Here is a 15,004-nt window from a genome sequence, read left to right as displayed (position 1 = left end):
GTATTACACAAAATTTGGTTATTGAAAATGTCTAACCGTCGCCTTTCACCCAATCAATCAAAACCAAACCGCCGTCAGTTAACCAATCGGGCACGGACTATTATCGCCGCCATATTGTTGTCGGGAGGCGTATTGTCACCGGGGATGATGGCCTGGGCCAATAGTCCTGCCCCAGGGACCATTATTCGGAACCAGGCGACAGGTAGTTTTGTTGATCCGAGTGATAGTAGCACCCAGACCATTATCTCCAATGAAGTACAGGTGGAAGTGGCTGAGGTAGCAGGTATCACTGTGGTCAGCAATGGTTATAACGAACCCACTGACGGCACCGTCAATGAAGGCGATACGGTATATGTAGACTTTGTAATCACCAATGTGGGTAACGATCCTACCCAGTTTGTACTTCCGGGCTCTGCTTCAGTGACCAATGGCACCCAAGCAGGAGATATTCAAATTATTGAGTACGATGCCGATGGGATAGGGGCAGGGGCTGCGGTTGATCTGACGGGCAACAATATTACGGTGCCCGGTGGGGGTGAGACCACTGGTAATTTGTTAAGTGGTGTGGCCAGTGCCAACAATGGCTCTATTCCAGCAGGGGCCAGCATTACAGTACGGGTACCGGTAACGGCAGGGACCGCAGGCAATGATTTAACGGTCACCCTGGGGGATACAGCGGCGACAGATGGTCAGAATGAGGCCTATGTGGCAGGGTCAAATGATGTCTACACCCAGGATAATTCGGGCACGGATAATGGGGACACAACAGGTGCACCGATTAATGGAGAAAGAGAAGCTGAGGATAGTTTAACGGTCGAGATCACAGCCGCACTTGATCCCAATGTGCTTTTGGTGAAAAGGATTACCGCCCTTAATGGGGGAACCACTACCACCGAAGGTGATGACATAGCTCAATACCTGGATGAAGCCAGTAACCCCTATGATGACAACGACATTACGGTTGCAGATCCGGTCAATCCTGGAGATCCACCAAAAGATACAGATCAGTGGCCGGATATCACAAACAATCTACTAGGCGGTATCAATGGCGGTAACGTCATGCCCAACGACGAAATCGAATACACCATCTACTTCCTCTCTTCCGGAGACACCACCGCAGAAAACGTTCTCTTCTGCGACTATATTCCCACATTTACCACCTTTATCCCCAACGCCTACACTGGCAACAACCCCCAAGCCACCGGCGGCATCGGCGGAGCCGACCTCAGCATCGAACTCTTCCGCAATGGCACCACCGACTACCACACCGGAGCCAACGACGGCGATAGTGCTACTTACTTTGCCCCCGGCGTTGACCCCGCCAACAGCTTTCCCGACATCGACTGCGACGGCGACGGCAATGGTAGCAATGCCAACCCCAACGGTGCCGTTGTTGTTAACCTGGGTGATTTACCTGACGCTACCACCAACGCCACCGGAGCCTACGGCCATGTGAAATTTAGAGCCCGAGTGAAGTAACCCCACCATGATGAATATTTTCTTACATGCCCCATAGGTAAATTGTTCTTTCCTGGTACAATTCAACCCGTTCAAAAATCTTATCGTCCCAGCTCACCTGAGAATCGCGATTAAAACAAATCAAATGGGCTTCTGCTGCTCCAGATTTATCCGCATAGTCAGCCGTTTGCGCTAAACCATTAGCCACAGTGGCCTCCAAAGACCGGTATAAAATCTTAAGCTCCAACACCACTCGCTGCACTGGCCCGAGAAACCCCTGCTCCTGAGCCAAGGGCCATTCAATTAACAAATCGGTACGTTTACGTCCCAGACCATATTCTCTTGTCAGTCTGCCACCCCCATTAAGAATACGTTGTAAAAACGCTTGCAACAGGAGTTGAGGACCGGCCTCTTTATAATCAAATCGTTCGATCCAGACTTCACTATTCTCCCGAAAAAACTGTTGGAATGCTCTCAGTAGCTTAGGCATATCCAGTCGTTTATCACTCTGGATATACCAATTGGGTTCCTGTTGAATCGTATATTGACTAGTCCAAATTAATTCCCTAGGGATAATCTCCTGATAGATAGGGTTAGCAATCTGCCAGGTAGGTCGACGATGAATCAATCCTAAATCTTCAATATATTGGGTATCATCCGTAGGAAACTCATCCACCTGCACTTCTCCAGCCAGTATCTGGGCAATTACCCGATGGACTCGGGGCTCTTTGAGTTTATCAGTGAGCTGGTCCAGGTGGGTGTCACGCCGTTGAATCAGACTTTCTCGGGCAGTTTTCATAAGTTCCAGGGTGATGGGTTGGGTGCGCTTTTTACCGTCCCCTTTAAAGCAAACCTGATAAGCCAGGGCATTTACCAACCAGGGTTGCCCCTGGGTCTGCTGCCATATGTAAGTTAGTGCTTCTGGCGTAAACACCTGCTTCGTCAGATCCGTGTGCTGCTGGAGCAATGCCTGCACCTCAGACTCAATAAAATGACCTAATCGCAGGGATTCTGCCTTAATATTAAATGCACTGCCCCCGGTAATAATGTCCTGTCCTGTGGTTTGAATGCGATAGTCCCGCACATCCCGTACCCCACAGAGAATAATTGATAGAGGAAAATTCTGAGGTCGTTGGGTATAGCCTGCTCGCAACTGACGCAACAGGGCAACCAGCGTATCCCCCACCAGTGCATCCACTTCATCCAAAAATAGAACAATGGGTTGGTCCGTTTGAGTAGCCCATTGGGATAATAGGCTACGCAGCATATCATCGGCTGGTGCCGATTGCTTGAGCATTGCCTGTCGCCAGTCATGCAATCGAGCATCTTGCTGATAAAGCTGAGCCATTGATGCCAGGGTATAGACAACGGTGTCAATGCCACGAAAAACATCATTTCTAGCGGTTTGGGCCGTCTCAATATTGGCATAAACCGCCTGGTAGCGCCCCTCAGCATTGAGATACTCCATCAGGGCCAGCAAACAGGAGGTTTTCCCTGTCTGCCGGGGTGCATGCAGCACAAAATATTTTCCCTGGGCAATCAGCTGGAGAATGTCATCCATAGCCCAACGGGTCAACGGATCGATCAGATAGTGCCAATCAGCCCGCACCGGACCCGCCGTATTAAAGAATCGATCTGTGAATACCGGTGCCATAACCTGCCAAAGGAAACGTCCGCTCCTCTATCATGAAGCAACTTGAAGCGGATTACGCCATCGACAGCCAGAGGATCTCGCAAAATCAGTATCTATTGTACAACCTTCCAGACAATGCCCTATCGCTAAAGCCGCTAAATGGGCATCTGGAAACAGGTTGGCATTTATATGGGCATCTTGCAGCAAGCCCCTTAAAACAGTGGAATATTGATCGGTGGATAACGGAATCCAGATATTAGGTAGAGCCAACCCTTCTTCCACCTGAGCCCAGGCATCATCAATTCCTAAAGACAGGGATATCAACTTTCTCATCACATGAGAAAACTATGGGTGGGCACCTTAATGAGAGCACTGGGATAACCAGGCACATTTTGTCAGGGTTGCGCACAAATGAAATGTCAGTTACTCAGTTGGGGCCTCAAACATGCCCTAATTGTCATAATATTGTTATCTCATGGAGCATTGATTGATCGTTCAGCTCGGGCAGATGCTCCAGCACCTGGCACTGCGCTTAAAAACCAAGCCACAGGGAGCTTTATTAACCCAGTTAACAACTCACAAGAGACACGGACAAGTTCATCTGTCATGGTGACCACCGACTCAGACGGCTGCACCATCGGTAGCGGTACATCTGACCCTAGCATTATCCCTTATATCAGCGGTGAGGTCAGACGCAATGTCATTGCCACCCGCGATTTAGTAGACATCTTGGACGATGATTGGCGAACTGCGGTTGGTCAACCAACCGATCCTGCGTTAGAAAACTGGTTTGGAACCGCTAGTGTTCCTCAGGGTAGCGTTAACAATTTTAGCTATCACGATCCTGTCATCGACAATATAGTCAATGTCTCTGTTGAGTTGGTACAGATTCCCATAGGGGAGACTGCATGTGCTGGAGAGCCTACGATTGCAGGCTCAAGTCCTACCCTCAGCAGTAGTAGTTCTTTGCAAGGTTCAGCACCCCGTCCGACCAGCCTTTATGAAAGTAATGACCAACCCCGATTTTGGAATGAGACTCACGCCGGCGCTTTGAGTGATCTCAAACGCAATACCGTTCTCCTATCATTTGACCAACCAGTTAGCTCGTTTGGCTTCTGGGTAGGAGACTTAGAAACTCGCACTGATGGCAACGGAACACCAGCAATTTTAAGGCTTCTGGATGCCTCGAATAACCGCATTGGCAACGATATTGAAATTGCGCCAAATTCTCTCTATGACAGTAACGAACCCGACCCAGAACTGGTTGTTCAAAGCCTGTGTGGCGGCACAGCCAATAACGAACCAGGCTGTGGCAACCAATCAACTCGCTGGATTGGCTTTGTTGATAATGGTGAGATCGAACGTATACAAAAAGTCATGCTCATTGTCGGCGATGATGACAGTACAGCAGGCAACAACAATGCCGATAGCGAACACCTTAGTTTTATCGGTGCTAATGTTGTCAGACCGCCTGAAGTACTCGTCGTCAAACGGATTACGGCTATCAATGGCAACCGCACGGTTAACTTAAACGACAACACGCCTCTCAACACTGAAGTCAATGACAATATCGCTAATTCCGCTGATGATAACAGGAACTGGCCTACAGATTATCTGATTGGTGAGATTAATGCAGGCTTAGTAAAGCCCGGCGATGAGATTGAATATACAATATATTTTATCAATACTGGGGGCAGGGAGGCTATGGATGTAAGGCTCTGCGACTGGATACAGCCTAACCAGAATTTTGTTACTGGTCTGTATGGAGCTTCTGCGCCCAACCTATATGATGGAAAAGACATTGCGCTTGATATTGGTGGTAGCACCTACCAGTTAACCGCTACGAACGATGTAACTGATAGGGCAGAATTAACAACTGTAGGTAGCTTGTCTACAAATCCTACTTGTAATCTATCTGACGACACTGCTCTCAACGATAATGTATTGGTGTTGGATGTTACTGGAACAATCGGTGAACCCACTGGGTTAACTACATTGCCTGGTATATCTGGACAAGATTTGCCTAGCAACGCTTTTGGTTTCTTTCGATTTACGACCCAAGTAGTTGAATAGCCGAGCCAGTAGAATTAACGTTTTTTTATCTAACGCTTGATTGCACATTATTTGTCAACAGCAAAAGCTCTTAATACAAAGTTCCGGCATAATACAAGTTCGTAACCTTGACAAAAAATACGCATGGTTACTGAGAGAATCAAAGTTTTTTTGTGTACCCTAGCGTTATTAGATGAGATCACTTTAAAGCCACACGAATTGGAATAGTTACAACAACTTTTCTGGGTAAAACATCTCAATTCGTGTGAAGTTATTCCATTGGCAGATGGACTTTGATTATTCTCCATAGGAGAAGAGTTAGCTTACTGCATATGCCGTTCCTGATCAGGTCAGTCATCTACCATGCAAATTCCATTCCTATCTCTAAATTCCTTGGGGATTCATCATCATTTCGCAAAGAAAGAAAACAGTTGTCCTAACTCTAGAAAAGGCCACTATTTTTTGTCTTCTCGTAATTACTTGTTAGCCACATTGGGGCTTGCAAGTATGATGGGTGGAATATTTGCAACGACAGCAACAGCAGAGGTGACAACATTTGGAGTAAGTGTTAGAAGTGATGGTACTGCAAACTTCTCGGGACCTGATCCAACCTACCCTGGCTTTAGTAATGCGGGGAATGATGCTAATGATGAGAATGGGATTGTGCGGACCTATGATACTGTCACCTATCGGGTTAACTATGCCACCGATACTCAGCCCAATGGCAGTACGACGATCACAGTCACCATTGGCGATGATTATCATTTGTGGGAAGAGAACCAAAGTTCATGTCTTGGGAGTGTGTCGGTTAGTAGCGATCGCAAAACCCTCACATGTACCGAACCCCTACCCACCTCAACCACCGGCTTCTTTGACTTTACAGCCGCTGTTTTAGGCACAGCTCCCCATGGTGCAGATCTGGAAGTAAACGCTAATCTCACCTCTAGTGCCGGTAATCTCTCAGCAGGCCCTACCCAGGTGAAAGTTTCAGCCACACCACAAATGGACCTGGCGAAGGATGACTCCGGCGCTCCTCGTCGAGTCGGTACATTAACCGAGGGGCCTGGAGGCGAAGAAGGGGTGCTTTATGTCTGGCCCCTGTCAATTATTGCTCCAAAAGGGAGCGAGGTCTTGGGTGATGACGATCCGAGTACCCCAGGCAATCAAATGATTATCACTGATGTGGTGAGTGGCATTTCCCCCAATGCCCGTTTATATACTTGGGGTGGACGATCGGGCTGTGCCCCCAATACCAAAGACAACAGTATTGCCGGATCTTGGATCAGAGAACTCCCATTGGGCTCCCTAAGTATTGCCGGGGCAGGACAAGAGACAAATGCTGTCACAGATTCTGGTACCTGGAGCTGTAGTCAAAGCGGTGCAGGCAACGACATTACTATCACCATTACCGATGCCGACTTGTCTGGTCAACATCGTCCTACCCTAAATGCCAATGGAGGTACCCTCAATGTTCATGACACTCATCTAGTCGCCGGAGTTGTAGAGATTTGGATACCTACGAGTGATTTTCCAGCCGGGGGAAATCAGCTCACAGTTACAAACTATTATGACTTTCTCGATACCCCAAGTGTTACCAATCAGTCCAATATAGAACCGGACCAAGGAGGGAATGTCACCGTTCCCATCAGTAACAGTGATGATGTAAACAATGATCGAACATTTGCGTTGCAGCAGCCCCAGTCAGGGCGTAGCCAGGACAAATATTATCGTACTCCCTACAGCGGTGGTAATTTCAATAACAACAGCGTGTTGTATCCTATGACAGACATTGAATCCGGCGATGGTGTCGTGCTCCCAGGTGAGAGCGTTGGTAGTTATTTCACTATTAGGAACACGGGTGTTGGCGATTTAACCAATGTTATGCTGTGCGACAAGTTTGATAACCGTACCCAAATTTTGGCCCCTAATCCCACCAGTGGTCAATATGTGGAATTCCGCACGGGAGGTCAACGGCTGACAGAGTCAGATGTGATTATTGAGTATGGTGTAGGAGGCGACACTGCAACAGATAGCTATTATGGGGGTGAAACAGCGGCGATTGGAGACGTGACTCGGTTTGAGGCTCAGCGCAACGCCACCTGCAATGATGGTGATGCCACCTGGTATAGCGAAGCTAACCTGGCCAGCAATCCTGGTTTGATTCCTCAAGTCACCCGAGTACGGATTCGGCCTAGCGGAGTGGATGGTGTTCTGCCAGAAGGCTTCCGTATAGACGCTGTGCTTCACCTGCAGGTTCTTAATATTGATCCAGTGACGGGGATACAAATCCCCGATCCGACAATTCTTGCTAATTTTGTTACCTCTCGGGTAGATGAACTCAAGAGTGGCAATTGGGATGTCGGGTCTTATAACCCCGTTGACCATAGCGGAAATGATGACGGTGATCGCCTGCAGCTCACCCGTGCGATCGTCCGAATTGATAAAAGCACCGATGATCCAACTAATGGAACGGAAGCAGATGACTCCGTTAATACCGTTAAGGCAACTGAGAATATTACCTTTGCCCTAGAGACCACCCTCACAGCATTAACCAGCGATGTCTCTGAGGCTGAGATTGTGGTGACCGATACCTTGCCCACAGAACTCAGCTACGTTACCGGATCTGCCAATATTACCCCTGACAGCGTGATCGCGAATGGAGATGGAACTACGACTCTGAGCTGGAGCTTAGGCGATTACTCTCCCAATGTGCCGATTCCGACGATCACCTTCGAAGCTAAGGCGGGGTTTGATATTGTCGGTGGCACCAGTATTGCCAACCAAGCATCTGTTGCTGCTCTAGATGATACTGGTTCGGACCTTGACTCCTCTCCTTTAGAATCGCGTACCGATATCCGTTCGGTTACTATCGTCAACAATGCAGCATTTACCATTTTCAAAGAGGCGGTCACACCAGAAATAGAGCCAGGAGAAGATATTGTTTATGATCTGTATCTGGCCAATCTCAGTGAAGATATTGATGTAACAGCAGGCTCTGAATTCATCGATATCCTTCCCTATGAGGGCGATGGCTCTATTCGAGATGCGTTTGATGGTGTGGGTACCCCGCCCACAGATTATACAGCCACGCCTATCTTTAAAACTATTCAGGATGTAGATAATGCGGGTTTTACCTTCCAATTCACCAACGATAGTCCCAACAATATCAGTGATAACCCAGCGACTCAAAATGGCAGTACAGTCTGGTGTACTCCTGCTGATATTACTAGTGGAGCAGGAGGTTGTCCTGCGGCCGATTATTCTGATGTCACGGCAGTTTTGATCACAGCACCCGCTATGAATGCCGGGGATCCGACGCGGCGGCTGCGACTAACGATGTCATCTACGGGTAGTCTCGGCGGTGACATTTATACCAATAATTTCAAGGGAACTCCTGACCATCCTAGTTTAGGCTTTATTCCATCTGTCGATGCTACGGTGAGAACTCGTGCTAGCACATTTTCTGGTCCCACCTTTGCCTGCGACACCTCCGCCTATTCCATCATCAACAGTCCATCCGAATTCGGTATCTTTGACCCAACCACCCTGAGCTTTAACTCAATTAATACCGCTACGTCCCCAAACTTTGATCCTCCCATCGAAGTCAATGGTTTAGCCTATAACATTTTGGATAACTACCTCTATGGTGTTGTCATCAATACTCTAGGTGAGTCCAGTTTCCAACCGCGCGAGATTGTGCGCATCAGCGCCGATGGCACCCTTGAAGGGTTAGGTCGAGCCACCTTAGTGAGCGATCCGTCTACCGAACTGAATACCCCCGCCTGGTTTAGTGGCACCATGGATGGCCGTGGTAATTACTACAACATGGTAGATGGCAACACACTGCGAGTTGTTGCGATTGGTGACACTCCTACCGATGGTAGCCTCACCTACCAAACTTTTGCTATTACAGGGCTACCCAATGATCCCGATGACCTTAATTTCAATCCTGTTGATGGTCAGTTATACGGCATCACCCAGGGAAATCTCTATCGTATTCCACCAACAGGAGGAGCTGCAACCGTTGTTACAACGACAGGTGACCCCGTACCCTTTAATTCAGGAGGGTCTTGGGCCACCAGCAGCGGCATCAGCTACTTTTATCGCAATGTGGCTGGTGGTGATAATGCCCTCTTTGCCGTTGATTTGACCCGGTCGCCCGCTGTTGTCCACCGGGTGGGACCAGTGTTTACCAATGATAAATTTGATGCCACTTCCTGTACTCCACCCGCCCTCACCAAAAATGTTGAACCTGAAATTGCATTTCCCGGTGATACGGTCACCTATACCTACGTGTTATACAACGGGTATGGTAGCGACATTTTTATTGATTTTGAGGATGTCCTCACGGACCCCAACATTACCTTTGATACCAACAGTCTGAGTGTTGCATCCCCTGGTGGTGGCACCGTCACCACATTTAATGACACTGCACTGAGCATCAGCAGCATTAACATCCCTAACGGTGTGGATAACATTACCAACAGTGTCACTTTCACAGTAAATGCTGTTGTTGATAACAATGCTCCAGTGGGCAACATTGATAACCAGGCATCCCTCTCCTTCGGTGCACAAACCTTCCCTAGCGACGACCCGGACTCACCCCCCATTGATGATCCGACCACGTTTACGGTCGTGTCGAGTAACGCTGATGTAGTATTGGTGAAACGGATTACGGCCATCAATGGCGATCGCACCAAAAATCCTAACGACAATACCACCCTCAATGGGATAGTCAACGATAATGTTACAAATTCGGCTGATGACATGAGTAACTGGCCAAATGGTTATCTGCTAGGTGAACTTGATGCAGGATTGGTCAACCCTGGTGACGAGATTGAATACACAGTGTATTTCCTCAACGCAGGTGGCACTACAGCCGAAACCGTGAGAATCTGTGACTGGATTCAGCCGAATCAGAGTTTTGTTACTGGACTTTATGGTGGCAACGACATTGAGCTAGTTATCGGCAGCACCACCTACAATCTCACTGATGATAGCGATGCCACAACTGTTGATCGAGGCGAGGTGACCACAGTGGGCAATCTACCTGCGGTACCGACATGTAATCTCTCTGGGTTTAGCACATCCGCCACCGATGAAGTGGTGGTGGTCGATATCACTGGCACAACCGGTAATCCAACCGGATTGGCCACATTACCTAACACCACCGGGCAAGGGACACCCACCAATGCCTATGGCTATTTTCGGTTTACCACCAAGGTGGATGAATAAGCAATCCGATTTTTACCAATGACATCGTTGTAGGGACATTCCGTGGAGTGCCCCTACAACACAAATCAGTATTGTCCTGACATTGCAGAGTTGCTACAATAACAAGCCATATTCTCAAGGAGTTTCACCGAAGTCAAACTAGCAACTATACAGGCATCATAGGGTCTGAAAGGAAGAATAGCTATCTATGTCTTTGTTGCCACCATATCTAGCAAACCTTAGCCAGACACCTGCAAAGCAGGCAGTTCCCTCTTTGATTATATACAGCGGCATTTTGGTCTGTGGGGCACCTGTGTTAGCCAACAGCAACGACAAGCCAATGATTCTGATTGAGAGTCAGGCAGTGGGAAGTTTCATAGAAAACGTTGATAATGATGTGCAGCAGATTGAATCTAATATAGTTGATGGTGTGGAGTTAGAAGATGTTGCAACAAACAACTCAACGTCTTCAGAGCGTACTAACTTAAACCATAATCAGACAAGAGATACATCAAGAGAAACTGTTCAATAGATATAGCGGTTTCCAGTTGAGATGAATACATTTTGTGATGTAAGTAAGTACTGACAAGTATAAGATCATGGCTTTGGAGCTTGATGGGTCATACTAGTAAAATCACGTATTTAGTACTATCTTAAATTCAAGTTTATAGACAAAAATAAAGAATAGGCTGATTAGATTCATATGAAGGACTTTGAGCCCCAAAATGCTTAAATATCAAAGCATTTTGATTAAATCTCTTCTGTCTTTTTCAGTATTTTATGTCAAGTATTTTAGTAAAATTCCCGAGAGATTATCGCTGATCTTTAAGGCAAGCTAAGAAAACCAAGGCAAGTATTTTTTTATACAGTGTTTTCATCATTACTTGAGCGTCTCGTCGCTCTAAATCCTCACAGGGTCAGAGTTCGAAAACAGCTGGCAGAAAAGTCTTTGCCGCTGGTTAGTTTGATTCAGCAGCGGTTGTTGGGTGCACCCTCGAAAAAAATACACAATGGGAAAATGGTCGCGGCCCATTCTTTGGCACTGGCAACGAGTATTGCGACCACGTTAATGACAGCCTTACCTGCTCAAGCAAATAATCTGCCTGTAGAGGCATGGCCGGATAGTTCACCTCAGGCTCCTCTCTCTTTGAGCTGTCACGATATGGCATTTGGCGACTTTGTGCCTGACCGTGAGCCATTTGGCATGACTGGAGGAAGTAATGCCAGGCCTAAGTATTCTGTAGATACGGTATGGACAGCAACGGCCCCTAATGGAACTACGGCCACGATGCGTACTGTTGCCATTAACAACAACAGTGGTAAGTTTATAGCCACTGGCAATGATCCAGATGTATTTTTTATTGAGTTTACCGATCCAAGAACAGGGATTAGCACTCCCAGGCTGACGGAGCGTGAAGGCGACCCTGGTGATAGCTGGGTTCTGGAAGTTGAATACAATCGTCCCATTGGTAATGCTCGTGTCCTGGCGGGGGATGTTGACAGTCAGTACGTTAACAGTAATGTCCGGTTTCGAGACATCCTTGAGGTTGAAAGTTTTTTGGGTGGGACATCCATTAGCTCTACCAATACCTATGTTGGGTCTATCCTGGTGGAGAGTCTCTCAGGTAATAAACACACATTCACAGATGATTCATCATCAACGGATAATCCGAATGCCTCTAATACCGAGGGATTAGGTCCCAACCCCTCAGAAAATGACCCTAGTAATCGAATTGTCGTTGATTATCAAAATACGTTTATTGATACTACCCAAATTACCTATGCAGTGGGTGCATCCTTAGATGGGGGAGCTACTCAATCTATTTTTATGACTTCTGGTATGGCAGCGGGCTGCCACATTAGTGGTAATGCCTTTGAGGACACGAGTCAAGATGATTTGCTGAGCAGTGGTGAGCGCGGACTAGATGAGGTAACTGTCACACTTTATAAGGATGACGGCGATAATATTCTAGAAACCAATGGTGACGACTTACTGATTGAGGTTAAGGAGACGCAAAATGGCGGAGAGTATTCATTTACTAACCTGGCGGAGAATACAAACTACTGGGTAGATATTGATGAAACCGATGGAGATCTGAAAGGATTGCTCTATGGTGGGGGTGATGCGGAGGCGTCTCAAATAAATCCGCGCCAAGTAACCCTTTTGACAACAGATATTTTGAATATTAATTTTCCATTTGACCCGGCGGGCAATGCTCAAATGGCTTTAGTTAAAAGAATTACGGCTATCAACCGAGGACAGGCTGATGAACAGGTATTTGACGACACCTATGTAGATGTGGGTAGCTCCGATGATGACGATAATGCAGCCGAGTGGCCAGCTAACTATCTGAGTGGAGTTGTAGGTGGTATCAGCGTGCAGCCAGGGGATGAGATTGAGTACACGATCTATTTTCTCTCTAACGGTAGTACTGTAGCGCAGGATTTTCGACTGTGCGATCGCATCCCCGACTATCTCACCTTTGCCAACGATGCATTTAATCCTGACACTGGCATCATGTTAGGGCTGGCTAATGGGAATCAGGTTTTCACTAACACTGAAGATCTGGATATAGGGGCCTATATTGCCAGCAATAGCGCTTCTTTAAACTATTGTCGTTACGATTTGACCCTGGGCAGTCAGACCCAGGACAATGGTTTCATTATTGTCAATGTGGGAGATGTACCGCCTGCTTCGAGTGCTCCAACCGGTGCCTATGGCTTTGTCCGATTTAGAGCTACGGTTAATTAGCGCGCTGCCACTGGCGAATCACCTCTTCAACTACAGAACGATCTGGGGGAGTACTCACCCGTCCAGTTGGATCTGTTGTTGCTCCAGGAATATTTTTACTCCAAGGACTGTTGGGAACAGAATTAATATCAACTTTGGCATTCATTGGACGAAAGCCATGCTGCACAAATACGGCCTGCTGCCCGGGCTCCATCAAAAAGTCAATAAATGCGCGAGCAGCGTTAGCTTCACCACCGTTTACATCACGTCGCACAATGACAGCGGTGGAAATAGTCTCGATGGTCGGATCTAGGTAAAGGATTTGATAGGGCTGGCCTTGGGTTGCGCTGGACTGTTCCCAACGGTGGAGGGCAATACTCTCATATACGGTGGCAATGTCGGCATCGTTGGGACCGCGAGTAATAAACTCTTGCAATAAAATGTCCGTAGACCTGGGTGGCTGATAAACAGAGCGTTTTACCAACCCAAACAAGGTCTGTACATTGTCTTTGCTAAAGTCACCCGTATTGAGGCTGTTGCTATTAGCCTCAGATTGTGACCATAAACTCATCGTCAGCTGACCACTGTTAGAGCGGGTAGGATCAGTCGTTACAAAGTCAAAACTGCCCCAAGCGGCATTGCCACCAATTTTGTCCCAATTACCACCCGTCATGGCGTCTTCCACACGCTGCCACTGAAACTCACCGCCAGGGAATAGTGCCTGGGCTCGTTCTGGCCAGGAGACTGCTACAAGCATGGTTTTTGCAATGGGTTGGGGCGTTTCATAAAAGGGCTCATCACCGTACTGTGCCTTCCAACGTTGGCTTAGTTCGTCCAATAGTTGACCATTGGCCGGAATTAGCACTGTGGGTTCAAAGTCATTGTTATCATCAATATATTTGTTGACAATATCTTGGGAACCTTGGAATTCAAGATTGATTTGAATCGAAGGATTCTGTTGTTCGAAACGAGTTTCGAGAAGTTTAAGAGGTTCCTGAAGTTCGCTGCCGCTAACAATGGTAATGGATTGGTTAACACCGGGGAGAGGGGCGTAGGCGAGACCGGCAGAGGCAACGATGATGGCAAGGGAGGTAACGGGTTTGGTAACCATGGTGGAGAAAAATGGGGAATGGGGCCAATTGTGTAGGGTCGTTCCATGGAACGACCCTACACAATTGGAATGGATGAAAAATTAGGCAATTAAGACATCGACATTTTCTTGGAAGCCCTTGAATTCATCGCTAAGCTCTCGCAATTCATCGGCAGCTACCGAACTGGTGAGATCAGCGGTGCGGAGTTTGTTCTGAAGTTGTTGCAACACACCCCCTGATTCGGCAATTAGGGTAGACAGGTTGGCTAGCTGGGCCTGGCGAGCGTCTTCACCATGCTGGGCAAGGGAAATATTGCGCTTAAGGCTGTTGGCAAGTTTGCCCCATTGTTCTTGGGCAATACCTTTGCTGTTGCGAACTTTAGCTTCGGCTTGCTTTAACTGACGTTGGAGTTCATCTACTGAGAGAAGGGCATCGTTACCTTCCAGACGCAGGGCCAGCTGAGCGATCTTGTTAGGAAGCTCTTGGGTGCGATCGCACGCATATTGCACCACACCTAACAACTCAATCTGGTCGCTATCAGTCAGTAACCGAGTCGCCTCCTCATTTAACTCATCGGCCCGAGCCCCCAGAGCAAGAGCCTGCTGCCGCACCTGTTGAAACTCCCGATTAATAGATTTGTTGGCCAACTCAACCTTGTCAGGTTCGCGGGACTGCAGAACAGCTGCACCAGCCGTCGCAATAATGGCCGCACCAGGTATTGCCACAACGGCAGGCAAACGTCCCAAACGCACACCACCTATCAGAAAAATGCCTCCCGCCAGCACCGCCAACGGATACTGTAATGGATTGGCTAGCTTCATCAGC

The 15,004-nt window shown here is 47.7% G+C and carries 9 protein-coding genes; 5 read left to right on the top strand and 4 right to left on the bottom strand.

What is annotated here, in order from left to right; translation table 11 throughout:
- The first annotated feature begins 27 nt into the window (after positions 1-27).
- Positions 28-1,479 carry a hypothetical protein gene (locus DXZ20_RS34595; protein WP_163663905.1) on the top strand — a complete coding sequence of 484 codons (1,452 nt, stop codon included), beginning with the start codon at positions 28-30 and terminating at the stop codon, positions 1,477-1,479.
- A 22-nt stretch (positions 1,480-1,501) separates the two neighbouring features.
- Here the strand turns inward: DXZ20_RS34595 and DXZ20_RS34590 are convergent, their stop codons facing one another.
- Positions 1,502-3,112 carry an AAA-like domain-containing protein gene (locus DXZ20_RS34590; protein ID WP_163663904.1) on the bottom strand — a complete coding sequence of 537 codons (1,611 nt, stop codon included), beginning with the start codon at positions 3,110-3,112 and terminating at the stop codon, positions 1,502-1,504.
- Positions 3,113-3,142: 30 nt separating this feature from the next.
- On the bottom strand, positions 3,143-3,424 hold the full coding sequence (locus DXZ20_RS34585; RefSeq protein WP_163663901.1) for a type II toxin-antitoxin system VapC family toxin: 282 nt from the start codon (positions 3,422-3,424) through the stop codon (positions 3,143-3,145).
- A 150-nt stretch (positions 3,425-3,574) separates the two neighbouring features.
- Here DXZ20_RS34585 and DXZ20_RS34580 point away from each other — a divergent pair, with 150 nt between their 5' ends.
- From DXZ20_RS34580 to DXZ20_RS34565, 4 genes are all read left to right on the top strand, one after another.
- On the top strand, positions 3,575-5,164 hold the full coding sequence (locus DXZ20_RS34580) for a DUF11 domain-containing protein (protein ID WP_163703072.1): 1,590 nt from the start codon (positions 3,575-3,577) through the stop codon (positions 5,162-5,164).
- A 441-nt stretch (positions 5,165-5,605) separates the two neighbouring features.
- Positions 5,606-10,378 (top strand): hypothetical protein, encoded by a 4,773-nt coding sequence (locus DXZ20_RS34575; protein WP_163703071.1) that lies wholly within the window; start codon positions 5,606-5,608, stop codon positions 10,376-10,378.
- Between the two features lie 187 nt (positions 10,379-10,565).
- The gene (locus DXZ20_RS34570) at positions 10,566-10,889 is read left to right on the top strand and encodes a hypothetical protein (RefSeq protein WP_163663895.1); all 324 of its coding nucleotides are present in this window, start codon (positions 10,566-10,568) and stop codon (positions 10,887-10,889) included.
- Positions 10,890-11,225: 336 nt separating this feature from the next.
- A complete protein-coding gene (locus DXZ20_RS34565) occupies positions 11,226-13,109 on the top strand; it encodes a hypothetical protein (RefSeq protein ID WP_163703070.1) in 1,884 nt (627 codons plus the stop codon).
- On the opposite strand, the gene DXZ20_RS34560 is transcribed toward DXZ20_RS34565, so the two are convergent.
- Both DXZ20_RS34560 and DXZ20_RS34555 read right to left on the bottom strand, forming a co-directional pair.
- The gene (locus DXZ20_RS34560) at positions 13,102-14,199 is read right to left on the bottom strand and encodes a substrate-binding domain-containing protein (RefSeq protein ID WP_163703069.1); all 1,098 of its coding nucleotides are present in this window, start codon (positions 14,197-14,199) and stop codon (positions 13,102-13,104) included. The genes DXZ20_RS34565 and DXZ20_RS34560 overlap by 8 nt on opposite strands.
- Before the next feature lie 81 nt (positions 14,200-14,280).
- Positions 14,281-15,000 (bottom strand): hypothetical protein, encoded by a 720-nt coding sequence (locus tag DXZ20_RS34555; RefSeq protein WP_163703068.1) that lies wholly within the window; start codon positions 14,998-15,000, stop codon positions 14,281-14,283.
- Positions 15,001-15,004 lie beyond the last annotated feature (4 nt).

The organism is Adonisia turfae CCMR0081, assembly GCF_011009555.1.
GTDB classification, from domain to species: Bacteria; Cyanobacteriota; Cyanobacteriia; order Phormidesmidales; family Phormidesmidaceae; genus Leptothoe; species Leptothoe turfae.
This window is presented reverse-complemented; position numbering and strand designations above follow the sequence as displayed.